Origin of the sequence: Nannocystis sp. RBIL2 (assembly GCF_026626745.1) — a bacterium.
In the GTDB taxonomy this organism is placed as follows: domain Bacteria; phylum Myxococcota_A; class Polyangia; order Nannocystales; family Nannocystaceae; genus Nannocystis.
Map to the genome: position 1 here is coordinate 4,187,516 of NZ_JAPNJW010000001.1, position 25,935 is coordinate 4,213,450.

Annotated in this window: 21 protein-coding genes; 7 read left to right on the forward strand and 14 right to left on the reverse strand. The window is 72.2% G+C overall.

Annotation, left to right across the window (positions count from 1 at the left end; translation table 11 throughout):
* The first annotated feature begins 115 nt into the window (after positions 1-115).
* Complete coding sequence (locus OV090_RS16340; protein ID WP_267704598.1) at positions 116-1,672, forward strand: hypothetical protein; 1,557 nt, start codon at positions 116-118, stop codon at positions 1,670-1,672.
* A 21-nt stretch (positions 1,673-1,693) separates the two neighbouring features.
* Here the strand turns inward: OV090_RS16340 and OV090_RS16345 are convergent, their stop codons facing one another.
* The 7 genes from OV090_RS16345 to OV090_RS50695 form a co-directional block, all read right to left on the reverse strand.
* A complete protein-coding gene (locus OV090_RS16345; RefSeq protein ID WP_267704599.1) occupies positions 1,694-2,518 on the reverse strand; it encodes an SRPBCC domain-containing protein in 825 nt (274 codons plus the stop codon).
* Positions 2,502-3,119, reverse strand: coding sequence for a helix-turn-helix domain-containing protein (locus tag OV090_RS16350; RefSeq protein ID WP_267704600.1), 618 nt, complete (start codon positions 3,117-3,119; stop codon positions 2,502-2,504). The genes OV090_RS16345 and OV090_RS16350 overlap by 17 nt, the downstream gene beginning before the upstream one ends.
* Before the next feature lie 188 nt (positions 3,120-3,307).
* Positions 3,308-3,871 (reverse strand): hypothetical protein, encoded by a 564-nt coding sequence (locus OV090_RS16355; protein WP_267704601.1) that lies wholly within the window; start codon positions 3,869-3,871, stop codon positions 3,308-3,310.
* Between the two features lie 506 nt (positions 3,872-4,377).
* On the reverse strand, positions 4,378-7,758 hold the full coding sequence (locus OV090_RS16360) for a protein kinase (RefSeq protein ID WP_267704602.1): 3,381 nt from the start codon (positions 7,756-7,758) through the stop codon (positions 4,378-4,380).
* Entirely contained in the window at positions 7,755-9,845 is a 2,091-nt protein-coding gene (locus OV090_RS16365; protein WP_267704603.1) for an SIR2 family protein, read from the reverse strand. The genes OV090_RS16360 and OV090_RS16365 overlap by 4 nt, the downstream gene beginning before the upstream one ends.
* A 375-nt stretch (positions 9,846-10,220) precedes the next feature.
* On the reverse strand, positions 10,221-11,129 hold the full coding sequence (locus OV090_RS16370; RefSeq protein WP_267704604.1) for a hypothetical protein: 909 nt from the start codon (positions 11,127-11,129) through the stop codon (positions 10,221-10,223).
* Between the two features lie 188 nt (positions 11,130-11,317).
* Positions 11,318-12,469 (reverse strand): PcfJ domain-containing protein, encoded by a 1,152-nt coding sequence (locus tag OV090_RS50695; RefSeq protein ID WP_267704605.1) that lies wholly within the window; start codon positions 12,467-12,469, stop codon positions 11,318-11,320.
* Between the two features lie 623 nt (positions 12,470-13,092).
* Between OV090_RS50695 and OV090_RS16380 the strand changes: the two genes are divergently transcribed.
* A complete protein-coding gene (locus OV090_RS16380) occupies positions 13,093-14,607 on the forward strand; it encodes a hypothetical protein (protein ID WP_267704606.1) in 1,515 nt (504 codons plus the stop codon).
* Between the two features lie 97 nt (positions 14,608-14,704).
* Here OV090_RS16380 and pyrF read toward each other — a convergent pair whose 3' ends face one another.
* On the reverse strand, positions 14,705-15,436 hold the full coding sequence (gene pyrF, locus OV090_RS16385) for an orotidine-5'-phosphate decarboxylase (RefSeq protein ID WP_267704607.1): 732 nt from the start codon (positions 15,434-15,436) through the stop codon (positions 14,705-14,707).
* A 47-nt stretch (positions 15,437-15,483) separates the two neighbouring features.
* Here pyrF and OV090_RS16390 point away from each other — a divergent pair, with 47 nt between their 5' ends.
* Together OV090_RS16390 and OV090_RS16395 are read left to right on the forward strand one after the other, a co-directional pair.
* On the forward strand, positions 15,484-16,635 hold the full coding sequence (locus OV090_RS16390; RefSeq protein WP_267704608.1) for a serine hydrolase domain-containing protein: 1,152 nt from the start codon (positions 15,484-15,486) through the stop codon (positions 16,633-16,635).
* A gap of 100 nt (positions 16,636-16,735) precedes the next feature.
* Positions 16,736-17,242: a hypothetical protein gene (locus OV090_RS16395; RefSeq protein WP_267704609.1), complete on the forward strand. Its 507-nt coding sequence runs from the start codon at positions 16,736-16,738 to the stop codon at positions 17,240-17,242.
* A gap of 48 nt (positions 17,243-17,290) precedes the next feature.
* Here OV090_RS16395 and OV090_RS16400 read toward each other — a convergent pair whose 3' ends face one another.
* From OV090_RS16400 to OV090_RS16410, 3 genes are read right to left on the reverse strand one after another with little or no spacing between them, the layout of a single operon-like run.
* Positions 17,291-17,968 (reverse strand): hypothetical protein, encoded by a 678-nt coding sequence (locus tag OV090_RS16400; protein WP_267704610.1) that lies wholly within the window; start codon positions 17,966-17,968, stop codon positions 17,291-17,293.
* A complete protein-coding gene (locus OV090_RS16405; protein ID WP_267704611.1) occupies positions 17,932-18,816 on the reverse strand; it encodes a VCBS repeat-containing protein in 885 nt (294 codons plus the stop codon). The genes OV090_RS16400 and OV090_RS16405 overlap by 37 nt, the downstream gene beginning before the upstream one ends.
* Positions 18,764-19,495 carry a VCBS repeat-containing protein gene (locus tag OV090_RS16410; RefSeq protein WP_267704612.1) on the reverse strand — a complete coding sequence of 244 codons (732 nt, stop codon included), beginning with the start codon at positions 19,493-19,495 and terminating at the stop codon, positions 18,764-18,766. The genes OV090_RS16405 and OV090_RS16410 overlap by 53 nt, the downstream gene beginning before the upstream one ends.
* Positions 19,496-19,709: 214 nt before the next feature.
* On the opposite strand from OV090_RS16410, the gene OV090_RS16415 reads away from it, so the two are divergent.
* On the forward strand, positions 19,710-20,096 hold the full coding sequence (locus OV090_RS16415) for a hypothetical protein (protein ID WP_267704613.1): 387 nt from the start codon (positions 19,710-19,712) through the stop codon (positions 20,094-20,096).
* A 62-nt stretch (positions 20,097-20,158) separates the two neighbouring features.
* Complete coding sequence (locus OV090_RS16420) at positions 20,159-20,719, forward strand: hypothetical protein (RefSeq protein WP_267704614.1); 561 nt, start codon at positions 20,159-20,161, stop codon at positions 20,717-20,719.
* Positions 20,720-21,020: 301 nt separating this feature from the next.
* Here the strand turns inward: OV090_RS16420 and OV090_RS16425 are convergent, their stop codons facing one another.
* Positions 21,021-22,277 carry a radical SAM protein gene (locus OV090_RS16425; protein ID WP_267704615.1) on the reverse strand — a complete coding sequence of 419 codons (1,257 nt, stop codon included), beginning with the start codon at positions 22,275-22,277 and terminating at the stop codon, positions 21,021-21,023.
* A gap of 133 nt (positions 22,278-22,410) precedes the next feature.
* Positions 22,411-23,562: a tRNA dihydrouridine synthase DusB gene (gene dusB / locus OV090_RS16430; RefSeq protein ID WP_267704616.1), complete on the reverse strand. Its 1,152-nt coding sequence runs from the start codon at positions 23,560-23,562 to the stop codon at positions 22,411-22,413.
* Between the two features lie 135 nt (positions 23,563-23,697).
* Here dusB and OV090_RS16435 point away from each other — a divergent pair, with 135 nt between their 5' ends.
* Positions 23,698-24,786, forward strand: coding sequence for a fibro-slime domain-containing protein (locus tag OV090_RS16435; RefSeq protein WP_267704617.1), 1,089 nt, complete (start codon positions 23,698-23,700; stop codon positions 24,784-24,786).
* Between the two features lie 334 nt (positions 24,787-25,120).
* Here the strand turns inward: OV090_RS16435 and OV090_RS16440 are convergent, their stop codons facing one another.
* Positions 25,121-25,840 (reverse strand): hypothetical protein, encoded by a 720-nt coding sequence (locus OV090_RS16440; protein ID WP_267704618.1) that lies wholly within the window; start codon positions 25,838-25,840, stop codon positions 25,121-25,123.
* Between the last annotated feature and the right edge of the window lie 95 nt (positions 25,841-25,935).

Consider the following 25,935-nt stretch of genomic DNA (forward strand, 5'->3'; position numbering starts at 1 on the left):
CGGCGCGACGAGGATGCGCACCGGGGACGAGAGCACCCGTCGGCTGCGCGCCTCGGGTCGCGCTCACTCGCCGCATCACCACCGTCCCCGCTCGAGTCGCTTACAATGCGCCTTCGTGTCTCGCAGCATCCACGACACCCACGGCGTGCTCCGACGGATCCTCGCCCGCGACGACATCGACGCCCGCGCCCGCTCGAAGCTGGCGAACAAGGTGCGCGAGAACATCCGGCGGCAGCGATGGATCAAGGATCGAGCCCGGCAGCAGCGCAGGCGTGACAGGCGTCCCCCGCCCCCGCTCGTCGATCCCGACACGACGCCGGTGCTGCTCGAGGACGGCGGGCCCTACGTCCACCACGCCGCGACCGAGGCGGACGTCCGGGAGATCCTGCGGCGCATGCCGTTTGGGTCGCTGGACGGGCTCGGGCCGATTCACCTGTGTATCGGCGACGAGCCGCGCCGGACGGACAAACAGCCCGTGGATCCGTGGACGGGGCGGCCCGGAATCAAGGTCCTGCCGGGCGTGTATGGCCCGGCCCCCGCGGGCCTGTACATCCACTCGGATGCCAGCATTCGGCTCCACGCATTCGTCCACGAGCCGGGCGCCCCCGGGCCGTTCGGCATCTACCTCAAGCTCCGCACGCTCGCCGTGCTGGTGCACGAGTTGTCGCACCACTACGATCACATGTTCCGCGTCCGCGGCGATCGCTGGCGCATGGATCCCGGCGAGAAGGCCGAGGCCTACGCGGAGACGCGGGAGCGCGAGCTGGTCGAGTCCTGCGTCGTGCCGTACTTGCACGAGCGTTACGCCGACGAGTGCGCGGCGTTTCGCCGCTGGGAGATCCAGCACGCGGGGTGCTCGCTCCCGTTCGAGGTCCTCGTGGGCGATCGGCCGGGACGCCCGGGGCTCGGCGGCGCTTTCATCGGGCTGGTGTTCGGGCTCGCCGCCGGCGAAGATCCGCTGGACGCTCGCGGCCTGCACGCGGAGCTCCTCGCCCTGCACGACCGCGACGAGGACGCGCTGCAGGTCGTCGACGGCATGCTCGGCGAGCAGCCGGACCACACCGTGGCGCTCGTCACCCGGGCGAAGATCGCCCTCCGGCGCGGGCTCCACGAGCTCGCGGAGCGGAGCTGCCGGGCCGCGCTGGCCAGCTCGCAGGAGGCCGCGCAGCTGCTGGGGGAGCTGCTCTGCTCCCAGGCGCGCTGGCAGGAGCTGGCGGACGTGACCACGCGCGCGCTCGCCGACTTCCCGGATCAGGGTTGCGACTCTCGGCTGCGGGTCCTGCGTGGGCGCGCCCGCGTGGAGCTGCTCGAGCTCGACGCCGCCGCCGAGGACGCCGCCGTCCTGCAGCGCTCCATCTGGCACGACATGCAGCACGAAGCCGGCATCATCGACGCCCTGAGGCTGTGCCGCGGCGGCCGGTGGGAAGAGGCGCTCGCGGCGGCCGAGCGCCTCCAAGACACCAGGGGCGGCCTTTCTCGGGTCCACCGCGCGGAGACCCGGGCGGTGGTTCTCGAGTGCGCGCTGCGGCTCGGGCGCGGCGGTCGTCTCGCCCCGCTCGATCGAGCCGATGTCGCCGAACTGCACAGCCACGGCCATCAGGCGTGGGTCGCTCGGCTGATGGCCGAGCATGGCGCTCGGGTCAGCCAGAGGCCCGCGGCGCCCGAGCAATGAGCGCCTCGCCAGCGCCGCCGCTCACGCCTGCGGCGACTCGGCCTCGCTCTCGGGGAAGCGCTTCGCCATCCACGCGCGCCACTGCGGCTCGGCCTCCGCGGCGGCCTCGCTCGCACCGTCCCCGTAAAAATAGACGCTGACAGCGGTGCGGGCCTTGCCGCCCCACGAGTACGTCCCGACCTCGGCGATGCCCGGCGCGGGGTGGTCGAGGCGCAGCATCACCTCGCAGGTCTTCGCGCCCTGCTGCACCCGCTCGACCGTCCCCGTGAGCGTCGGCGCGTCGACCGGCGTCGTGCGCTGCTCGCCGACGTTGGGCCCCGACAGCCCGAGCGCCAGGCTCACCTCGCGCCACGCGTCGTGATGCGTCCCCGCGACCACCACTCCCGAGGCGCGGAACGCCGCGGCCTTCTGTCCCGCGAAGTGCTGCAGGTACGCCCGCAGGACCTCGAAGAAGCCCGGCCAGCCCGCCTCGAAGCCCTCGAGCTCGTCGTCCCAGGTGTCTTCGGTGGTGAACAGGCTGTGGACCATGCGGACCACGCAGGTGTCGCCCGAGCGGGCGCGGATGGTGATCTCCGTGGCCACCGGCGGCGCATCGCCCTTCCACTCGCGCTCCTCGTAGGCGAGGCGCGCCGGCGGTTGCCACGCGGTGATCGTGCCCCGCGAGACCGCGCCGCCGCCGAAGTCGAACGCGATCGCGCCGCCCTCCTGCCCGTCGACCGTGGTGGACGTGAACCACGCGCTGATGCCCGGCCCGGTGGCCATCGCGTGCCACAGCTGCTCCGGCGTCCCGGGGAAGACCACATCGAGCTCGACCCATCGCTTCTCGGCGTCATTCTTGACTGTCATGGCGATCCTTTCGTGCTGCGTCGGCGGGCCGGGGGTGCGCCATCACCAGCAGGCGATAGTCGCGGCCGCCGGGCGCCGAGGTGTCGTGATAGCGGGCGACCAATGTCGTGATCGCCAGAGTGAGATCTTTGGTGAAGGCGGCGCGCTCGCTCGCCGAGGCGAAGCGGACCTCGGTGTCGATCGAGAGGGTCGCCAGCCGCCGGTCGGCGTCGACGGCCCGGCGCCACAGCGCCCCGACCTCGCGCACGACGCGGGCCGCGAGCGCGATCAAATAGCCCGCGGACAGGCGATCGCGGGTGCGCCCCGGATCGGCGGCCACCGGCCCGAGCGCGGCGGGCGAGACGACGTACGAGCCGGCCGTGGCGACGAACAGGCGCTCGGTGAGGCCGCCCCAGCGCCGCTGCTCGGTCTCCCGCACGAGGTCGTGAGCCTCCAGCGCGCGCAGGTGGTAGTTCACCTTCTGCCTCGGCAAACCGAGCCGCGCCGCGAGGTTGGCCGCAGAGGCAGGCTCGGCCGCGAGCTCGGCCAGGAGCCGGCCCCGCACCGGGTCGAGGGCGACGGTGGCCGCCGCCGGATCGTCGATGACGGCGATGTCGAGCACGTATTTTTAAATAGTTTGAAAAATTTTCTTGTCAATGACCTACGAATCGTGAAACGCTCGGCCGTACCCACCATTCAATGGCGGCAGGGCCGCGGGAGATTCATGCCCCGCATACATGCCTTTAAAGACATGTGCACACGCGGCCCCTCACCCGCGCGAGCCGACGAACACGCAGCGCAGGCCGTCCGTCAGATCAGGCGGAAGATCGCGTGGCGCAACGGGCGGATCAGGCCGATCATCGCCTCGTCGCCCTTGAGCAGCGCCGCCGCGGTCAGGCACGCCTCGGCCAGCACCACCTCGATCAGCTCCGCCGACAGCCCGAGCTGCTCGCCGACGGCCCGCACGCGCGAGCGCTCGGCGCCCGACAATCCGTCGAGCGCGGCCAGCAGGGTCCCGCCCGACAGGATGTACAGCGCCAGCGAGCTGTGCGGCTGGACCACCTCGGCCACGTGCTCGGGGCGGACGGTCGACACGTCGAACTCGAGCAAGTGGCGCTGCGCCACTTCGGGCAGGCCGTGGCGATCCATCAATCGCTTGAGGCCGGTGACCTCGGCGCCGCTGACCCCGTCGGCCGCGGCCATGTACTTCGACAGCAGGATCAGGTGCAGCTCGGTCTCGACGCTGATCTCCGCGCCCAGCCCGTGGACCGCGTGGTCGCGGACGCTGAGCTCCACGTTGCGGTACGTCTCGTCGTCGAGGCCGGCCAGGAGCTCCTGGACCGACGCCAGGATCGGGTTCGTCGCCGCGTTCACGCAGTCCTCCGCCGCGTTCGTTTATAACCCACGCGATCCGCGACAGCATGGGGGCCCGGGGCGGCGCATCGATGCGCGATCTCGTCCCGCGCGCCGTCCGGACCGTCTCGCGGCGTTCGTGACGAGCCCCGAGCACCGGCCTCGTCCGTGCGGCGTCCGGGGCTCGCCTCGAGATCGCCCGACGAAGGCCTCGGGCCGCAGCCCACGCGCCTCGCAATGCGTGCATTTCAGCCCGGCAAGGCGCGGACTCGCCGCGGCGTGTCGGGCCTGCGGCGCGCGCCCTTCAAGGGTCGCCGCAGCACGCCGAAGCACGTCGTGGCGCCCGGCGAAGGGGTCTCCAGCATCGCCGACGCGTACGTTCGCGGCGCCGCCGGTCAATGTGCGTAGTGCGTCGCGGTCACCCGGGCCGCGGTGGTGCGTCCCCCGACCTGCGGGTGCTGCTGCCGGCGACGCGCCCGGCGCGAGACGCGGCCCGCGGGGCCACGCGCGTCCGCGCTGCGCGGGCGTCAGCGCTTGAGCTGGAACCCGGGGGTGGCGGGCGGGCGCTGCATCGTCCCGCCGGCCCAGCTGTTGAAGAACGCCTGCGCCGACTTGTTGTCCGGGTCGATGCGGATCACCCGCTGATAATAATCGTTGGCGCGGTCGTAGCGGGTCATCAGCTCGTTGACCTGGGCCAGCCCGAGCAGCGCGACCAAATTACGGTCGCCGGTCGCCTTCAGCAATTGTTCATAGTAGACCTCGGCGTCGTCGAAGTGGTCGATCTGCCGCATGCCCTGGGCCATGCAGCGCAGCGCCTCGATGTTCTGCGGCTTCTGCTCGAGCACCGCCTGCAAGATCTTCACGCCCGCCTGAGCGTCGCGGAAATTCACCTGGTAGCAGCCGTCGTCGACTCGCTCCTCGATCGTCTTCTTCGGCCGCTTCTGCCCCACGTTCGGCGCCGCGGGCGGCTTGTCGTTGGCCGGCTTGCTGGTGGTCGCCTCGCTGGCCTTGCCGGCCGTGCCGGTGGCGTCGAGCGGGTCCGCTTCTTCGCCGGTCGTCGTGCCGTCGGTGGTCTCGCTGCCCGGCTGGGGCCCGGACGTCGTCCCCTCGGGCGGCTTCTCGCCGGTGGACGGCGGCGGCGCGCTCGTCACGGTCGCCGGCGGCAGCTCGGGGCCCATCTTCTCGAAGTGCGTGGTGGAGTCGTCCTGCTTGGTCGGGGGATCGGGCTGCGCGGGCTCGGTGGCCGTCGCGTCGCGCTTCTGCTCGCTCTTCGACGGCACGAACTGCCGCGAATCACTGGAATCACTGCCGCCGCGCTCGTTGGTCTCGCGCAGGCTCGGGCCTGCGATCTGCATCGCCAGCAGCACCAGCGCCGCGCTGGCGCACAGGCCCAGCAGCGCGTACACGCCGCGGCCGGGCGCGCGCGCGTAGACCACCTGCGGCGTGCCGTCCGCCTGCGCGGCGGCTCGCGGGTGGACCGCGCCCGTGGCCGGGTGACGCGCTCGCTCGACCGCGTCGATCTCGGCGCTGGCCACCGTCGCGTCCTCGAGCGCCATCTCGGCGGCAGTGGCCTGCCGAGCCGTCGCCGACAGAGCCGCCGTCGTCAGCGTGGCCTCGGCCGCGCGCGTGGGCTCTTCTTGCTTCGCCACGGCGAGCTTCGCCGGGGCCATCGGCGCCGGGGCCATCGGCGCTGCGAACGACCGCGGCGCGGCGGCTTCCAGCTCGGCGACGATCGGCACCGCGTCCTCGTCCGGCTCCGCATCGAGCAGCAGGTCGTCGTCCAGATCCACTTCGACAGGCGCCGCGCTCTGCGGCGTCACCGGGACCGCTGCGCCGCCCGGCGCCCCTGCCGGAGCGATCGGCTTCGCCGCGGCCAGCGGTCCTGACTCCGGCAGCGGCAGCGTCGCGAACATCGCGGTCCACGTCGGCGCCATCGACTTCTGCGGCGGCGGTGCGGCCTCGACCTCCTTCTCGGCCCACGCAGTCGACAGCGCCTGCGTGAACTCGGCCGCCGAGCGGAAGCGGCGCTCGATCTCCCACGCCACTCCCTTCTTGAGCACGTCCTTCATCAACCCCCCGCAGTGCAGGCGGTCGATGAAGCGGTCGGCGTCGCGGACCACCTCCAGCGGCAGCTCGGCCCCGTAGAGCCCGAACACCGCGGTCATCGCCAGGCCGTAGATGTCGGCGCGGTGGTCGGCGTCCTGCGGCCGGTTGAGCACCTCGGGCGCCGCGTAGATGAACGAGCCCATCGGCCCCGTGCGGGTCGAGCCCGGCGCGTCCTGTTCGCGGACCAGGTCGAAGTCGGTCAGCTTGGCCGCGGCGGCCTCGCCGAGCAGCACGTTCGACGGCTTCACGTCGCGGTGGACCAGCCCGCGCTCGTGCGCGTGGACCAGCGCCTGGCCGACCGCGACGACGCCCGCGACCACCTGATCGGCGGTGAGCTTCTTGTCGAGCACCGCCTCGTGGAGCGTCCCGCCGGACATGTACTCCATCACGAAGAAGTGGCGGCCCGCCTCTTCGCCGTACGGCTCGAGCACCTGGACGATCGCCGGGTGGCGCAGCTCGGACATCTTCCACGCCCCGCGGAAGAAGCGGTCGCGGCGGGTCTTGTCCTCCGCGAATTGCCCGTGCAGCACCTTGAGCGCCACCTCGCGCTTGGTCGTCTCGTCGCGCGCGTGCCACACCGTGGCGAACCCGCCCTGACCGACCAGCCCGAGCAGGCGGTAGCGGCCGCGGGCCAGCACGTCGCCCTCGCGGAGCTGCGCGCCCTCGCGGAACTCTCGCTTCAGCGCCGCGATCTCGATCTCGACCTCGCTCGTCGCGCCGCCTTCGTCCGCGAGCTGCTGGCGCTTCGTCAGCGCCGCCTCGAGCTTGCGCCCGAGCGTCACCTTGGCGCCCGCGACCTTGAGGTCGAGCGGGCCGCCGGCCCCGAACACGCGGGCGTACACCTCGTTGCGGAACGGGTCCATCCCGCGGCACAGGCCCGTCAGCTGCAGCTCCTTGCGGTCCTCCTCGCCGAGCTCCTCGCCGTCGACCAGGCGGCGGAACAGCATCGCCAGGCGTGCGTCCTGGGTGACCAGGCGGAAGATGTTGTAGAAGTGGATGTTGCGCGAGCTCTCGGCGACGATCGTCGCCACCACCGCGTCGACGTCGCTGGCGTCGAGCTTCCTGGCCCCGCGGGCGGCGCGGTTCCACAGCGCCTCGAACACCAGCTGGCACAGGAACACCGAGCCCGCCGTCAGCTCGAACACGCGGGACACCAGGTCGGGCCCGGCGAACGCCCCGGCGGTGGCCAGGTACGACGCCAGCTGGCTGACCTGGGCCAGCGACAGGTCCTCCAGCGCGATCTCGATGGCGACGTTGAACGGCGACCAGCGCGGGTCGGAGATGAAGCGCGACGAGTGGGCCGCCCCCGCCAGCACGAAGGTCAGGCGCTGCAGCGTCTCCTCGTGCGCGCGCAGGTTGAAGAAGGTCCTGATCTTGCTGAAGATCTGCTCGCGGCACTCGACGTGGAGGAGCACGTCGATCTCGTCGATGAAGATCACCAGGCGGCCGGGGAACGCCGCCAGCCAGGCCTTGAACACCTCGCGCGGGTCGCCCTTGCCGATCGGCGCCGGGTCGAAGTTGGCGCTGCGGGCCACCTCGTGCAGGAACTGGCGCCAGAAGTCGTCGTACGAGCGGACCACGAACGGCGACAGGTCGACCAGCGCGCAGCGGAACTCCGGCGCCAGCAGCGACGACATCGTGCGCGCGATCAGGCTCGACTTGCCGCTCTGCCGCGGCGCCGCGAAGTACGGGTAGTACTGGTTGTCGCGGATCTGCTCGACCAGCTCCGCGTCGGCGCCGCGGCGGATGTACGCCTTGCCGGCGAACGCGCCGGCCGCCCGGTACGGGTTCTCGACCGTCACCGGTAGCTCTCTTTCTTGCGCACCCGCGCCGCCAGGTCGGCGTCGCTGGCCCCCGCCGCCTCGTCCTTCCACAGGTTGAAGCACAGGCACTGGGCCGGCTTCGGCAGCATCTTCGTGCGCTCGCGGATCGTCGCCCGCTCGGCCTCCGCCACCGCCCGCGCGCGCGGCGACAGCAGGGCCAGCAGCTGGCCGAGCTCCGCCTCGGTGAACGGGCGCAGCTCGACCTCGAGCCAGTCGCCGAGGTTGGGGTTCGACAGCTCGAAGCTCGCCAGCACCTCGGCGATCGGGTCGCGCGTGGTCACCACCAGGCGCAGCGACCCTGCGAGCTGGCTGACCACGCGGTACAGCGCCGGCACGAACCGCTGCGCCACCTCCGGCGTCAGCCCGCCGAACTCGTCGAGCGTCAGCAGCAGCGGCCGCTGGGCGGCGGCCGTCTGGACCTCGCGCCAGGTCTTGAACGTCTGCCCGTAGGCGCGGCCGACCTCGGCGAAGAACTCGTCGAAGAACAGGTTGACGTCGTCGACCCGCATCATCTGCAGGTCGAGCAGGCACACCGCCGCGCCGGCCCCGCTGCGCCACGCGCGGTCGGCCCGCAGCAGCAGGCTCGACTTGCCGATCGAGAAGTCGCCGCGGACCACCACCGCGTTCGCGCCGCCCTCGAGCGCCTCCGCCAGCGCCGCGTCGGCAGCCCGCGCCACGTACGAGCGCGCCGCCAGCCCCAGCATGCCCGCCTTCTGGAACGGGTTCGGCCCCGCGGGCATGACCGAAGCGACATGCCCTTCAGGACCTGTCCCCGAGGACATGCCCGAAGCGCCATGTCCTTGCGAACCTGTCCCCGAGGACGAGCTCGGCGGCGTCGTCCCCGGCGCGCAGGCGGCCTCGGCGTGGGTACCGAGCACCGCGGCGAGCGAGCCGGCGGCGTGCGACGACGACGCGTCCGGCTCGGTCGGCGGCACGATCGGCCGCTGCCCGCTCTCGCCGGCGAAGAACGACCCGCTCTGTCCCGGCCGCGCCCCGCTCTCGCCCGCGTGCTGCGCCCCGCTCTCGCCTGGCCGCGCCCCGCTCGCGCCCGCGTGCTGCGCCCCGCTCTCGCTCGCCGTCGGCTCGGCCAGCCGCTCGGCCAGCCGCGGCAGGAACGTGTGCGCGTCGATCCCCTTGTAGAGCATCACCCGGCCGCTCTCGATGCCCGGGCGCAGCGCCTCGAGCAGGCGGCTCGAGCCGCGCACGATCGCCGCCTCGTCCTCGGGGTAGAACGCCCAGGCGATCTTGAGCGGCGCCAGCCCGCCGTGGACCGTGGCGATCAGCGAGCGCGTGAACACGTCGTCCCACCCGCTGTAGCCGAGCACCACCACGGTGCGCGCGCTGATCAGCTGGGCCAGCGACGCCGACAGCTTGGGCCGGTCCTGCCCCAGCTGCGCGGGCGTGTGCAGCGTGTCGGTGCGAAACCAGTCGCCGTGGAAGTGGACCACCAGGCAGCCCTGACCGTCGACGCCCGCCAGGCTGCCGTCGCCGTGGAGCGCGGTCACGTACGCGCGACCGCCGGCCCGGCGCACGCTGATCGCCACCAGCGGGTCGAAGTTCGACGTCAGCACCAGCGGCCGGCTCGGCGCCGGCGCGCGCGCCAGCACCTGACCGAGCGCGTCGGCGGCCGGCGGCAGGTGCCAGCCCTCGACATCGTCCTCGAGCGCGCGGCACACCTCGTGGTCGTGGATCACCGCCGGCGGCGCCGGGAAGCGCGACGACGGCCGGCGCGCCAGCAGCACTGCGCGCCGGATCACCGCGTTCGCCACGTCCTGGTCGCGCGTGCGCAGCAGGTGGCGAAACGCCGCCTGGTAGCGGTTGTCCGGCTCCTTCGTCAGCACCGCCTCGAATCGCTGCAGCTCGCTGGCCCGCTGGTACTCGCCGCGGATCAGCTCGATCACCCCGTCGACGCGCGGCACCCCGGGCTCGCCCGTGCGGCTCGGAGCCGTCACCGCCGAGCCCACCAGATACACCACCTCGTGCGGCCGCGCGGAGAGCCGGTCCAGCAGGTCCTCGTCGCTCGCGAACTCGGGCGCCATCTGGCCGGCGGAGGAATCGGCGGGCATCGTGTCACCCGAGGATACCCCACGCCCGACCGCCCGGCCCCGCGCCCGCATGACAGCGGCGACAGCGTCTCGGGCCGCAGGCGCTCGCCCGCGAGCCCGGTCTGTCATGCCGTTCCTCGCCGGCGCGGTTTCGCGCATTGCCCCGGGGATCGCCTCCGCCGCGGCTGCACCGCCCTCTCGCCCGAGCCCGCCGGAGCGCGGCACGGCTGCTCGCCACGATGCGGACGCGGCCCCCCGAAGCGGCGGGGCAATCATCGGTGGACGCCCGCACTGCTGAAACCAGCGCTACGCACATTCGCCGCTCTTCGCGTGCAAGGACCCACCGCGACTCCGCGGCCTGACGACCGCCGTCGAAGATCGCGGACGCATGCACGCTCACCGATCGGTCGCGTCCAACTCGACGCTCTCCCCGTCTTCCCCGCGCAGCCGCGCCCACGCGTCTGCCCACGTGCTCGGGCGCATCGTCACCGCCCACTCCGAGCGGCCCGGCCCCCACACCGTCATCAGCACTCGCTGCCGGTGCCGCGACAGCTCCACCTGCGGCGCGTCCTGACGCGGGCTCTTCCACCCCAGCGGCAGCTCGTTCTCGGCCCACGGCTTCTCCGCGAGCACCAGCTGCCGCACCAGCTGGCACCACGGGATCGGCACCACCAGGCGCGCCTCCGCGGGCAGCTGCGGCGACGCGATCATCAGCGACGGATCTTCGATCCCGCCGCCGCACGTCAGCTCCAGCTCGGCCAGGTGGAGCGCGCGATCCCAGCTCGGCACGTCATCGGCCATCGCGGGCCGTCCGCCAGGGTCGTGCGGCGGACTCGTGATCGGAGCGGCCACCAACTCGCGCGCCCGCGCCAGCCGCCCCGCGTAGTCCGGCGGCGCTGTCTCGGCGATCGCCTCCTCGCGCACCGTCGACGCGTGCAGCGAATACCAGTGCGGGCCGATGCAGTCGCCATGACCAAATCCGATCTCGTGTCCGCAGCGGCACACCAGGTTCGGCTTGTCCGGCCCCCACCAGTTGAGCCCGCAGCACCCGGTCGTGCGCGCGGGGTCGGGGTGCACCCTTATCCAACGGCTCGGCAGCGGCGCGAGCAGCCACGGATAGTCCGCCAGCGCCGTCGCCAAATACGGGCTCGCCAGCCTCGGATCGTCGCGGCGCACGAACCAGCCCGCCGGCAGGAGCCACGTCTGGTCTCCCTGCAGACACAGCGCCTCCATCAGCTCGAGCGCGCGCAGCCGCGGGGTGAGCGGGACGTCGCAGCGAGGGCAGCGGAAGCGGATCGACCTCACCCGGGAATCGTACCGCGATCGCCTCGCAGTCACTCGCCCCGACTCGGGGTCGCCGCCGAGCGCCTCGGCTCGATCTTCGCCTCGTCGATCGGCGGATCGAGCCTGCAGCAGCCGTGGCTGCAGGTGCTCGACCCGCCGATCGACGCGTACACCGACGCTGGTGCGCGTGAACGAACGAGCTCGCCCCATCACGACCCGGTCATGTCGAGCCGCTCCTGTCGCGCCCAGCGGGCGATGATCTCGCGCGCCAGGCCTTGCACGCGGCTGTTGGCGAACCCGCGGATCTGCACGATCCGCCGGCTCTGCGGCTCGACCTCGATCGTGAAGCGCGACGCCACCATCCCCTCGCGGTCGGCGGTGCGCAGCGACCAGATGCTCGAGATCCCGCGGACGCACCGCCCGACGTAGGTGCCCACGCAGTGGCGCAGCGCCTGGCCCTCGGCCCGCAGCCCCTCGCTCGACAGCAGCTCACCGATCATCCACTCCGTCACCGCCGGGTCGCCGCAATCGTCGGAGATCCGCAGCCCCGCCCAGCCGGCGGCTGCCCAGGTCCGAAACGGCGCCCGCGCGCCCCACTGCTGGCGCTGCGCCGCCATCCGCAATTCGTGCTGCCACTCGCGGACCTGTCGCCACAGAGTCTCGGGCGTGCGCCCGGCCGTGGCGAACCGCGGCGTCGACTCGCCCGCGGCGCTGTCTGCCGCGCGCTCGCGCAGCTGCGTCGCCCGCAGGTACTTCACGATCGGCTCGACCTGCTCCACCGGCAGCGCCTCCCAGTGGCGAATCATCCACTGGAACACCCCGCGCCAGTACTCGCTGTGGCGCAGGTCGGCGCCCAGCTCGGTCTGCAAGATCGCCTGCACCAGCTCCGGCTCGGCCCCCAGCCCCAGCAGCTCGGCCCGGCGAATCGCCGCGCGCACCGGCAGGTCCGCCGGCGACTTCAGCAGCTGCTGCTCCATCTTGCGCGTCAGCTGCACCGGCAGCCCGGTCAGCTTGCGGAACGGGCACCCGCCCGCGTGTTCGATGAACCAGCTGCGCTCCTCGTCGCGGCGCGGCGAATCGTCGCCGAACCACGCCGAAGCCAGCATTCGCGGCACCGGATAGCGGCCCATCAGGTGCTGCGCCAGCGAGTGTACCAGCGCCATCGGGTGGCCGCGGCCGCCCTTCCAGCTCTCGACCTCGGCCCGATGCCAGGCGTGAAAGCGGGCCAAGTTCACGATCGCCTGCACCGCCGCCGCGCCGCCGTCCAGCAGATTGGAGCGCTCGCTGGCCATCCACAGCACCCGCGCGAACATCTGCTGCGCCGCCAAATCACCGCGCAGCGCCGAGTACCCGAGACTCACCGCATGATCGACCGACCGCCGCGCGTGGCGACGGAAACAAATAATATTGGACACACGACTCTCCCTGCGCGCGGCCATCACCGCACGCCGTACGAACCGACGATTCGACGCGTCGCGTGGCTCGGGCGTCGATTCGGTCGCCGGCGGCGCGATGGCAGCTCCGCCACGCGCACCCGACCCAATCGCCCGCAGATCGCCGCAAACGCGGCGTCACGACCCGTCGATGACTCTTCGTAGAGACCGGCGCCGCGCCCACCCAGCGCAGACGCGATCAGCCGGCCTCAGGAGAACCGAACGAACATGCCGGGGAGAATGCACGCACCCCCCCAGCCTGTCAAGCGCCATTCGCCCGAGCGCGCCCGCTCACCTTCTGCATCGGTCGACCGAGCGTCCGACCAACGTCATCACATGTCGCCATCACATGTCCCTGGGGACAGCCCACGACTCCGGCCGCGCGAGGCGAACCCACGTACCTCACCACTACACGCTGCGACCGCCTCGCCCACGCCGAGTGGTGCGAGCAGCCCCCGGTTGCAGGCCACGCCCGCCGCCGCACTGCGCTTCGCCCTTCCGCGATCTCCGCGAGTCGTGCCCGGTGCGCAACTGATGCTACGTTCGCGGCGATGCCTCGCCGAGCCCTCGCGTCCCTCGTCCTCCTCTTCACGGCTTGCAGCGACGACCCTGCGACCTCGACGGGCGGCGCGAGCGACACCGACCCCGGCACCCCTGCGACCTCGTCCGCGACCGTGACCACCACGGACGACCCCGCGCCCACCGGCACCACCAGCACCAGCGGCGAGCCGACCAGCACCACCGCTCCCGGCACCACTGCCCCCAATCCCAGCGAGCCCGGCACCAGCGACACCGACGGCCCCGTCACCGGCACCACCGGCGTCGACACCACCGGCCCTGCTCCGACCACCGACGCGACCACCGACACGCCCGACCCGCAGCCCGACCCGATCTGCGTCGACCCGCCGGCGTGCGCCGACGTCGAGCCCACCGCCACCGAACACCATCTAAAATTGCTCGACGGCTGCGCCTTCGCCCTCGCGCCGACCGACTTCGCGGCCGGCATCGCCCGCGCCGACGCCCTGCTCGCGCGCGCCGGCACGGCCGTCAGCATCGACGCAGTGCTCGGCCAGCTCAACCGCGAGGCGGTGCCGGGCCTGTCGGCCTACCAGGCCGAGCGCATGAAGAACCACGACTACGTCGGCTTCCGCTGGAACTCCGGCGACGGGTCCGTCGACTACTGGTACCCGCAGGGCATCACCGGCTCGAGCGACGCGCGGGCCGACCACAAGATCGGCGGCAAGCGGCTGCTCCTGGTCTCCTGGTATCACAACATCGAGCGCGAGCCGACCGATCCGCCGGCCCGGGGCGTGCGCCTCAGCCTGGTCGACATCAGCGACCTCGACGCGATCCGCTACCGCCACCTGCTGCTCGTCACGCCGACCGGCGAAGGCCCAGACGTCAATTTCGCGGCCGCCAACACCAAAGCTGGCGACGCCCTGCACGCCGGTGGCATCACATGGGTCGGCGACCGCCTCTACGTCGCCTCTACGTCGGCGGGCTTCCGCGTCTACGACATGTCGCGGATCTTCGAGACCACCGCCAGCGACGACGAGAACGCGATCGGATTCGCCGGCGGCGAGGTCCAGGCCCACGGCTATCGCTACGCGGTGCCGGAGATCGGCCGCTACAACCTCACCGCCGACTCGTGCCCGCTGCGCTTCTCCGCGGTCGCGCTCGACCGCAGCGCCGAGCCGCCGGTGCTCGTCACCGCCGAGTACATGACCGACCTTACCGGCCGCGTCGCCCGCTGGCCGATCGACCTCGCCAGCACCCGCCTGGTCGAGAACGGCGGCACCGTGTTCGCCAGCGACGCCGCCATCGCCGGCCAGACGCGCATCCAGGGCGCAGTCACCTACGAGAACGTCTACTACCTGTCGTGCTCGAGCCAGGCCTCGCAGTGGGGCCGCCTCTACCGCAACCTCCCCGACTCGACCAGCGAGATCACCGCCTGGCCCGACGGCCCCGAGGACCTCTACGTCGAGCGCGACCTGAAGCTGATCTGGACCGCCGCCGAGCACCCCGACAAGCGCGTCACCCTCGGCATCCCGATGCAGGGTTATTAATTACGGGACATGTCCGCGAGGACATGTCCCCACGTACCTGTCCCCGCGGATATCCGATCGCCGCCGCGAATCACATGTCCCGCAGGACAGCCGCGCCTCAGTTCGCCTCGGCGCCCGCGAGCATGTCGGCGACGATCGCGTCGGCCGCGGCGGCCGGGTCGGGCGCGCCGAGGATCGGCCGGCCGACCACCAGGTACGCCGCCCCGTCGGCGATCGCCTGCCCCGGCGTCATCACTCGCTTCTGGTCGCCGACCTCGGCGCCCGCGGGGCGGATGCCCGGCACCACACAGGCGATGCCCGGGGCCGCCGCGCGCACCCCGGCCAGCTCTTGCCCGCTGCACACCACCCCCGCGCAGCCGGCCGCGCGGGCCAGGGCCGCGCGCGTCGCCACCAGCTCCGGCGGCGTGCGCGTGTGCCCGGCCTCGGCGCAGGCGGCCGCGTCCTGGCTCGTCAGCACGGTCACCGCCAGCACCCCGAGCTCCGCCCCGGCCTCGGCCACGCACGCCTTGAGGTGGGCCAGGCCCGAGCCGGCGTGCACCGTGATGAAGCGGCAGCCGAGCGAGCGAGCCGAGCGGATCGCGCCGCACATCGTATTGGGGATGTCGTGCAGCTTGAGGTCGAGGAAGATCTCGAGCTCGGGCACCTCGCCGCGGAGGCGGCGCACCACCTCGGGCCCCTCGGCCACGAACAGCTCGAGCCCGACCTTCAGCATGCCGACGTGGCCCTGCAGCGTCTGCGCCGCCGCGACCGCGGCCCGGGCGTCGGGCACGTCGAGCGCGACGATCAGGCGGCGACGCATTTCGGACTCGGAGGCGAGGGTCAGCGGCATGGGCGGCGATCTAGCAAGCGCGCCGCGGGTGTTGCAAGCTCGCCGGCGTGCGTGAAGACCCGCATCGTGACCTGTTCGACCTCCTCGAGCACGGCGTCCGCGCCGGTGTCTACCCCGGCTGCGTCGCCCTCGTCTGGCGCGACGGCGCCGAGGTCTACCACGAGGCCCACGGCGACCTCTGCAGCTTCGAGGGCGCGCCGGGCTACCTGCGCGCGGTCAGCCGAGACACTGTTTACGACCTCGCCTCGCTGACCAAGGTCCTGGCCACCACCAGCCTCGCGGCCCTGGCCGTCGCCGAGGGGCGGGTCGAACTCACGACCCCGGTGCCCGCCGAGTGGGATCGCGCCTGCCCGGGGGCCACGCTCGCCCACCTCCTGTCCCATAGTTCAGGTCTGCCCGCGCACCGCGAGTACTTCGCCGACCTGAGGCCCGGCCGCCCCGAACGGGTGCTCGACCGGATCGCCCAGACCCCGCCCGAGTACCCGCTCGGCAGCAAGGCGGTCTACAGCGACCTCGGCTTTATGATCCTCGGCGCCTGGCTCGAGCGCCTGTTCGCCCAGCCGCTCGACCGCCTGTTCGACGACAAGATCGCCTGGCCGCTCGACCTGCACCGCGGCGACGTCCCGCGCCTCGGCTTCCACCGCCAGCTCGGCGCCCGCGGCCCCTCGTCGGCCCAGCAGCACCGCGTCGCCCCGACCGAGGTCTACGACCCCGCGCTGCACCCCGAAGGCGTCCCGAGCTGGTTCGCCTGCCGCGCCCCGGTCCGCTGCGCCCACTACGAGGTCCACGACGACAACGCCTTCGTCATGAGCGGCGTCGCCGGCCACGCCGGCCTGTTCGGCGACGCGGCCGCGGTGTTAGAGCTCGCCCGCGCCTGGCTCGAGTGCACCCTGCCCGGCCTCCACCCTTCCCTTCGAGATGTCTTTTGGACCCTGTCCAAAGTGCCAGGTTCTACGAGACAGCTCGGCTGGGACAGCCCGAGCCCCGACGGCAGCGGCACCACCGCCGACGTCCTCTCGGCGCGCGCCTCCGGCCACACGGGGTTCACGGGCACCAGCCTGTGGATCGACCCGACGCCGCCCGACGGCCGCGGCCCTTTGATTGCGATCTTGCTGTCCAACCGGGTCCACCCGACGCGAAGTGGCCCGCCGATCCTGCCGATCCGCCAGCAGTTCCACCGCGCCGCGGTGCGCCTGTAGCTGCAGCGTGCAGGGCCGGGACGTCGGCGAACGCGCCGCGGGCAGGCCCCCGGTCCCCCTCTTCACCCCAGGCCGCGGGCGTGCGATCCTCCGCGCCACGATGCCCGTCCGCCGCGCCGTCCCGTTCGCCCTCGCCCTCTTCATCACCACCGCCTGCGGCGGCGAGGCCAAGAAGGCCGAGCCCGAGGTCAAGGCCGAGGAGCCGAAGAAGGTCGAGGACGACGCGATCGCCAAGCGCCGGGCCGAGCGCGAGGCCAAGGCCAAGGCCGAGAAGGACGCCGAGGACGCGCGGGTCGCCGCGGTCGCCGCCCTCGCCACCCTCCCGCCCAAGCTGCCCAAGGACATCAAGAAGGCCTGCGACGCGGTCGCCGACGCCCAGCTCAAGTTCTTCGAGCGCATGTTCGAGGGCCCCGAGCTCGACAAGCTCAAGGCCGCCCAGGGCACCCAGCGGCCGATGACCGTCAACGGCTGCACCGGCCTCGGCAGCATCGAGGCCGCCGCCTGCCAGGTCGCCGCCCTCGACGCCGCCACCGACAAGACCCTCAAGTCGTCGATCTCCGACATCATGCGGGTCTGCATCGAGAAGTACGCCAAGCCGGGCGGCTGAGCACCTGTCTCTTCGCACCTGTCGTTTCAGACAGGCCCTGTCCCGCGCTCACTGCACCGCCGCCGCGCGTCGGCGCCGCCGCGCGAGCAGGCCCATGCACAGACCGAGGACACCTCCCGCGGGGCTCTCGCGGCAACCGCAGCCCTCGGCCGGCGTGGCGCCGCCGGTGCTCGCCGAGTCGTCGCCGCTGTCCTCGGCCTGAGGACAATCCGCGGGGCAGCGCTCGTCCTCGCCCGGCTCGCAGACGAGGTCGCCGCAAACCACACAGTCCTGCGGACAGCCCAAGTCCTCGCCAACCCCGCAGACATGGTCGCCGCACGCGTCGCCGGTCGTGGGCTCGCGGTTCACACAATCCTCCGCGCAGTTCCAGTCGTTCTCCACCGGCACTTCGCAGGGCCCATTGCCGCACACTGCGGCGCAGGCGATGCAGGCCGGATCTGCGAGGACGTCGCAGACTTCCCAGGGATCGACGACGCCGTCGCCGCAGGTGTCCGGCGGTTCCACCGAGGCGCCGTACACGGGGCCGCAGCCCTTGTTGCCGGCCGCATCGACTGCGCAGATCCGCCAGCGCAGCGCGCCGGTCGGCTCGGGCCCGATGTCGGGGATCGTGAACGAGAAGCTCCACAGCGCCTCGCCGAACCACACCCCCGGCGCGATCTGCTTGCTCGGGTCGTCGTCGGCCAGCGCGATCAGTTCGTCGGCCTCGAGGCCGAACGCGAACTCCACGTACGGCAAGCGCCGCCGGTGGGCCGTGAGCGCGTCCTCGGTGAGGTTGTATGTGGCGAGCTGCGGGTCGAACCGGAAGTCGTGCCAGCGAGACGGCACCTTCGCGTCGTCGACCCGGGCCGGTAGGTCACGCGCTCGCGGTTGTGCACCGCCAGCGAGAACAGCTGCGGAACCCCGATCCGCGGCGGCGTGGTGTCCAGGGGCACGTCGTCTTGCGGATCGGCGCTGCCGAACAGGACCGCGTTGCGCTGTAACTCGTCGCGCACCGCGACCACCGCGTCGTCGCGGCCGTCGTGATCGAGGTCCGCCAGCTGGAGCCCGAAGCTCTGCGCCAGCTCCGGAACCACCGGGAACGCCGCGCCGTCGGCCGCCGCCGCGGTCATCAGCGCCGCGCCCGAGTTGAGCAGCAGCCGCGTGTTGACGTCGAGCATCCCCGACCGCAGCCCGGTCACCACCAGGTCCGGCGTGCCGTCGTTGTCGAAGTCGAGGGTCGCCGCGTCGAAGTCGAGCTTGACCGGATTGTCGGCCGGGCCCCAAAACGGCCCCGGGTTGGCGAGAAATTCGCCGTGGCCGGCGTTGCGCAACACCGAGTTCCGACCGCCCCCAGGCGCGTCCTGCAGCGTCAACACGTCGAGCAGGCCGTCGCCGTCGAGGTCGACCGGTGAGAGCGCCGCGTGGACCTGGTCGGCGAGCGCCGGCACCGGGTGCGAGCTGAAGACGCCGGTGCCGTCGTTCAGCAGCACCACCGCCGGGCCCGGCCCGCGCGACGCGACCATCACGTCGAGGTCGAAGTCGTCATCGAAGTCGAAGAGCTCGAGGTCGAGGGACCACGCGACCAGGTTCTCCACGCCCCTCGGCAGCTGGCTGCCGGCGTCGACGAACCCGCCCTCCCCGTCGCCCGCCCACAGGCGAAGCGGGCCGCCGGGATCGCCGGCCTCGCCGAACGGCGCGTGCTCTCCCCCAATCCGTGGCGACGATGTCGAGGTCGCCGTCGAGGTCGACGTCGCCGAGCTCGAGATCGCCGATGCTGAGCGACTCGCCCGGCGACAGCTCGTGGCGGACGAAGAGCCCGTCCTCATTGAGAAGGACGTAGCTCTGCCCGCCGAAGTTGACGCCGACCACCAGATCGGGGTCGCCGTCCTCGTCGACGTCGGCGGCCTTGATCACGTACGCGTTGTCGGGCTCGGCGAAGACTCCTGCTTGCTCGACGAACGCCTGCCCGGCCTCGTTGCGCACCAGCTGGTTGAGCTGAGCGTCGGCAGCGTCGCCTTCGGCGTCGCCGCGGCTGTTGGCGAACACGAGGTCGACGTGGCCATCGGCGTCGAAATCGACGAGCTCGACCTTCTGAGTGACAGCGTCGCCGTCGGCCGGGAGCGAGCGCTGCGGATCGATCTGCCACGGCGTCGCCGTCGCCACGCCCGGGACCAGCGCGAAGCCCAGCGCGAACGCCCCTGCGAGGCGCGGCCATCCGCGGAGACGCCCGCACACGCGCCCCTCGCCCGGCCCCATCTCTCGTCGCGACGACAACGATCCGATCTTAAGGGTCGGGCTCGCGCCGGCACAAGCACACGCCGCACGCCAGCCACGAACTGCCGCGCGCAGCGGCACGCACGAGCATCGCTGCCCGTCGTTCGCCCCGTCGTCCTGCACGATCCCGGGGCGGAGCCGGCATCTGCGTCGATCTCCCTGCGCGCGTCTGCGCTCGCCTGCATCCGCCCCTCGGGATGCTACGCTCCCGGGCATGCACGACCTCCGCGACGTCGGCGGCACCCCCGGGGGGCTCCCCGTGTTTCTGCTCGGCCTCGGCATGCTGGGCGGGGGCGCGTACCTGCTGCTCAACCAGGTCATGGTCCACAGCGGCTACTGGGGCTTCTGGGGCGACAACACCTTCGGCCTCACCTTGCTGCCGCTGCTGTTCGGCATCGGCTGCTTGTTCTACAGCGCGCGCTCGATCGTCGGCTGGGCGCTCACGGGCCTGGGCGCGGTCTTCATCTTCGTCGGCATCATCGCCAACCTCGAGATCCATTTCCGCCCGACGACCCTGTGGAACACCCTCGTCATCCTCACCCTGCTGGTGGGCGGCCTCGGCCTCGTGTTTCGCTCGCTACGGCCCATGCGGAGGCGCTGAAGCGACCTGCTCGCGGCCGCGAGCATTGACAGGCCTGGCCGGCGCGTGGTGCCATTCCGGACATGGCCCCGCCGCCCTTACTCCCTACGACTCGCCTCTACGCCTGCCCCGCCTGCCGCGAACACATCAAGTCGGACACCTCCACCTGCCCGCACTGCGGCGCCGAGCTGCACCGCGAGAGCCGGCTGGCGCGCGCCGCCTCGGCGGTGATGGTGACCCTGGCGCTCTCTGGTTGCCCCGACAAGGGTGACGACACGATGGGCGGCAGCGACTCGAGCACCGGCAACACCTCGACCGGCACCGGCACCGACACCACCACCACCGGCAGCACCACCGAGGGCAACACCGGCACCGAGACCGACTCGCCGACCGTCGGCGAGCCCGAGTACGGCGTGCCGCAGACCACCACCGGCACCACCGCCAACACCACCTTCGAGCCCGACTACGGCGTCCCCGGCACCACCACCGAGGACACCGCCGGCACCACCACCGAGGACACCGAGACAGTCGGCGAGCCCGAGTACGGCGTGCCCCAGACCACCAGCGGCCCCGAGCCCGACTACGGCGTCCCCGGCACCACCAGCGGCCCCGAGCCCGACTACGGCGTCCCCGGCACGACCTGAGCGCCCGGTCTCGCGGCCCCGGGCCCCCGCGAAGCGACTGCTCCGAAGGACAGGCTCCAAAGGCCATGTCCTTCGTGGCATGTCGATTTCGCCATGTCCTGAGCACCATACCCTCGCCGTGCGCTCCGCGCCGACGCGCCGCCCGGCCGCGCGTCCTGGGCTGTCTCGGCGGGCTCGCTCACGGGCTCGGCCGAGCGCCCCTCTCCCGCACACGAGCGAAGCGCATGCTCCCGATCCCATGCGCTTCAGGCCATGATTTTCAGGACATGCCCCATCGGGCATGTCCGGACGGCCAGCCTGATCACCCCGCCAGCACGGGCAGCCGGACCGTCGTGCGCGGCGGGGCCGCGTCCCACGGCTCCTCGAGGATCTCGTACAGCCCGAAGTCGTACGGATCGCCGGGGGCGGCCTGGCGCAGGACCACGCGCTCGCGCAGCCCCTTGCGCTTCATCTGCGTCGCCCGGTAGTAGCAGAAGGGGTTGTTGCCGCGCTTGCCGATCGCGCTGTGGGCGGTGAACGAGCAGCCCGCGCGGCACACCTCCGCGTAATAGCAGGACTTGCAAAAGCCCCACAGCTCGGACGTCCCGCGCTCGCGGGCGAACGCGATCTCGGGCGCATCGTTCCAGATGTCCGCGAGCGCGGCGGTCTTCACGTTGCCGCCGGTGTAGGGCGCCGTCGGCAGCGACGGGCAGCCCTTGATCGTCCCGTCGGACTCGATGCCCATCACGAACTTGCCGGCCGAGCAGCCCTGCCAATAGCTGTCGGGCGAGCCCGGACGGGTGCGCAGCAGCTGCTCGTGCGGCCCGAAGTAGCCGAGGTTGTTGCCGAGGCGGACGTGGAACGCCCGCTCCCACGCGATCCCCCGGTCCGCCGCGCGCTGCTGGGCCCAGCGCTGGATGTCCGCCAGAGTGTCGATCACCTCGAGCACCATGTACGGCTCGAGCAGCCAGTCCGGGCGGTCGGCCGCGCGGCCCATCGGCGCGGTCATCTGCGCCCGCCACACCGCCACCCCCGCGTCGGCCAGCAGCTCCGCCGTCTCGCGCAGCACGTCCTTGTTGAGGCGGTTGATCTGCGAGTTCGACGTCACCAGCATCCCCGCCTCGCGGGCGTTGCGGATGCCCTTGAGCGCCGCCGCGTGGCTGCCCGGGCTCGCGCGCAGCGTGTCGTGGGCCGCCTCCGGCCCGTCGACCGACACCCCGATCGCCGCCAGCCCGGCCTCGCGCAGCTTGCGGCAGCGGTCCTGCGTCAGGCCGCGCCCGCCGGTCTGCATCGTCACGCGGATGCCGGCCTTCGTCATGTGCTCGATGAGCCGGTAACAATCGCCGCGCAAGTACGCCTCGCCGCCGATCAGCGTCACCTCGCGGCTGCCGAGGCGCACCAGCGCGTCGGCCACCTCGAGCAGCTCCTCGGTGTTCAGCTCGTCGGGCCGCGCGTCGCCGGCCCGCGACCCGCAGTGCGCACACTCGTGGTCGCAGCGCAGCGTCGTCTCCCAGACGACGTAGATCGGTCGCGGCTGCCTCAAGTCATCCGGACGCAGCGCGCGTGCAGGTGAGTTCATGCGGCTATCGTACCCGATCGGGCCGCGGCCCGTCCTACCGGGCAGCGCGCGTCTCCAGGATCTCGGCTCGCGGCCGCTCGCACCCACGCGGCTGCGCGACGCCTCGAGGTCACGACATTTCTGTCTCGCCTCGTCAGCCGCCCGAGTCGGCGTCCTCGGCGTCGGGACCGGGCGGCGTCGCGTCGGCGAGGTCGTCGAGGTAGCCGTGCGGCAGCGCGACCTTCTGCGGCGGCCCGCTCTTGCCGCGCACGATCGGCCCCGCCGGGAACGGCTCGGCGAGGTCGACTTCGCCCGCCAGCGCCGCCAGTTCGGCCAGTCGCTGGGCCTGCATCAGCTTCGGCACCACCGGCTCCGCGCTGGCGAAGCCCAGCGTGTACCAGCGCGCGTGCTTGCGGAACGCCGCCATGGCTGGCTCTTCGGACATCCACGCGCACAGCCGCTCCGCGTGCTCCAGCATGACCGCCCACACCTCGCCGAGCGACGGCGGGGCCGGCGGCGGCGCGCCGGCGAACGCGGCTGCCAGCTCGCGGAACAGCCACGGCCTCCCGAGGCAGCCGCGGCCGACCACGACCCCGTCGCAACCTGTCTCTCGGACCATGCGAAGCGCGTCGTCGGCCTCCCAGATGTCGCCGTTGCCGAGCACGGGGATCGTGCGCACCGCCTGCTTGAGCGCCGCGATCGCCTCCCAGCGGGCCGCCCCCGAGTACAGCTGCGCGGCCGTCCGCGCGTGCAAGGCGATCGCGGCGCAGCCCTCCTCCTCGCCGATCGCTCCCGCCTGCAGGTACGTCAGCAGCCCGTCGTCGATGCCCATGCGGAACTTCATCGTCACCGGCACCGCGCCGGCCGCCTCGACCGCGCCCCGCACGATCGCGCGCAGCAGGTTGGGCTTGACCGGGATCGCCGAGCCGCCGCCCTTGCGCGTCACCTTGCGCACCGGACAGCCGAAGTTGAGGTCGATGTGATCGACCCGCCCCTCGCCGACGAGGAAGCGCACCGCGCCGACGATCGTCGCCGGGTCGACGCCGTAGAGCTGGAGGCTGCGCGGCGACTCGTCCGCGCCGAAGTCCGACAGCTGCAGGCTGCGCGCGTCGCCGCGCACCAGCGGCCCCGCGGTGATCATCTCGCTGACGTAGAGCCCGGCGCCGAACCGGCGGCACAGCGCGCGGAACGGGTAATTTGTGATGCCCGCCATCGGTGCCAACACGACCGGCGGCCACACCCGCAATGGCCCGATCTGCAACGCGGACGTCTCGCCCGACTCGCGCTTCGCCTCCGCCGTCGTCACGCCGCGCTCATAACACAGGGTTTTCCTCTCGCACAGAGCGGCGGCCACGGCAGCGACGTAGGTGGCGTGCGGTGGCAAATCCACCGTTGACGGTTCGCGCCCGCCGCGGCCACGATAAGGGGCATGAGATTTGGAATGATGGGACGCGAAACCGCGGTCGCGCTGCTGCTTGCGACCGCCTGCGGCGATTCGGGCAACACGACCGCCGGCGCCGACGGCACCGAGACCCAGGCCAGCACCACCGACACCAGCGCGGGCACCGCCGGCGACCCGACCGGAGGCGTCAGCGACAGCGAGACCGGCACGCCGACGACCTCGGCCGGCAGCAACTCGGGCGACAGCGACACCGCCACCACGACCACCACCGGCGAGACCGCGACGACCAGCACCACCGCGCCGACCACCGAGACCGGGCCCGACACGACGACCACCACGACGTCCCCCGGCACCACCACCGAAGAGACCACCAGCGACACCACGACCACCGGCGACACCACGACCACCGGCGACACCACCATGGGCGTCGACGACACCGGCGTGAGCAGCACCACCGCCGACACGACCACCAGCACGAGCGAGCCCGACACGACCACCGGCGACCTCCCGTGCGGCAGCGTGCTCAAGGCGACGATCCGCGACTTCGCCTTCGCCCACCCCGACTTCGAGAACTACAGCGGCAACGGCGCCTACAAGGGCCTCGTCGAGCAGAACCTCGGCCCCGACGAGAAGCCGACCTACGCCCACCCGGGCCCGACGCCGCAGACCAGCGGGCCGGCCGCGTTCGCCCAGTGGTACAACGACGTGCCCGGCGTCAATCATACGTTCCAGATCGATCTGCCGCTGACGGAGGTCCAGCCCGGCCTCTATCAGTTCGCCGACAACACCTTCTTCCCGATCGACAACCTCGGGTTCGGCAACGAGGGCCAGCCCAACAACTTCGCCTTCACCACCGAGATCCACACGACCTTCTTCTACAACGGCGGCGAGGTGTTCACCTTCATCGGCGACGACGATGTCTGGGTGTTCATCAACGGCAAGCTGGCGCTCGACCTCGGCGGCCTCCACTCGCAGCTGACGGCCTCGGTCAACCTCGACAACGCCGCGAACGCCCTCGGCATCGTCAAGGGGATGTCCTACTCGCTCGACGTCTTCCACGCCGAGCGCCACACCAACGAGTCGAACTTCCGCATCGACACGACGATCGCCTGCTTCGTGCCGATGTGACGCTCGCACGGCTCCGATGAGGTGACCGAATGGACATGTCCTCCACGGCATGTCCGTTCGGCCATTCTCACCCGCGACGGCGCCGCCGCCCGAGCCACGGCAGCAGCAGCGCCAGGACGCCCCAGCCGCTCGCGTCCGGGTCCGCCGCGCACGCGCAGCCGTCCTTGCCCGTGTCCGAGCCGGCGGTCGCAGAGTCGCTCGCGCCCTCCGAGTCGCCGCCGGTCTCGCTCGCCTCCGTGGTCGTCGGCTCGCCCCCCGGCGGCGGAGCATCGCACGAAGCGGCGCGCCGCGCCCGGCCGCGAGCTCGAGCCTCGGGATCGTCCCCGCGCCGGCGTCACGAGGGGAACTGCGGCGCGAACGAGGCCGCGAAGTCGGCGAACGCGTGCTCCCAGATCGCCATCGTCAACGCCGGCCCGACCGCCGTAAACAGGTAGGTCTCGCCGCGGTACTCGACGATCGCCGCCATCATGCGGTAGCCGGGGTCGTTGTAGCGCTCCTTCGCGTCGGGTCCGACCGGGGCCGCGTAGGTGCCGGCCATGTCGGCGAGCGTGACCTCGAGCGGGCCGCGGACCATCTCCTGCACCCGCACCTGCTCGTCGGACAGCGGTGCCCCGGCCTCGGTCATGAATTGCGAGCGCCACTGACGGACGTACGCCGTCGGATCGACCCCGGCAGCGGCGAAGCGGCGGATGTCCAGGCGCGCCTCGCCGCCGGGCCCGGGCAGGACGAAGCCCGGCCGCGCGTCGGGCGGCTCGCTCGGCGCCGCGACCCATTCCACGGGCACGCGGAAGAACATGCGCTCGACCGCCTCGACGCGCGTACGCCCGCTGAGCTGCACCTCGGTCGCGTTGATGGCGGGCCGCGGCGTCCGCGGGTTCATCCCGGGCGGCGGCGACGTGGTCGGCGGCAGCGGGTCCTTGTACGACGACGCTCGCGTGTCGATCGCCGCCACCACCGCGAACGGGTCGGCCTTCGTCTCCTTCATCACCTCGGGCTCGCGCTGGCAAGCGACCAGCACGAGCGCGGCGAACCAGAGCGAGGGACCACGCGACATCACTCCGAGTGCTTAGCAAACAGCCTCCGCGCGACAACCGGGCCCGACCGTCGCCGCTGCGCGCAATCCATTCGCGGTTGCCCGCGTCACGGCCT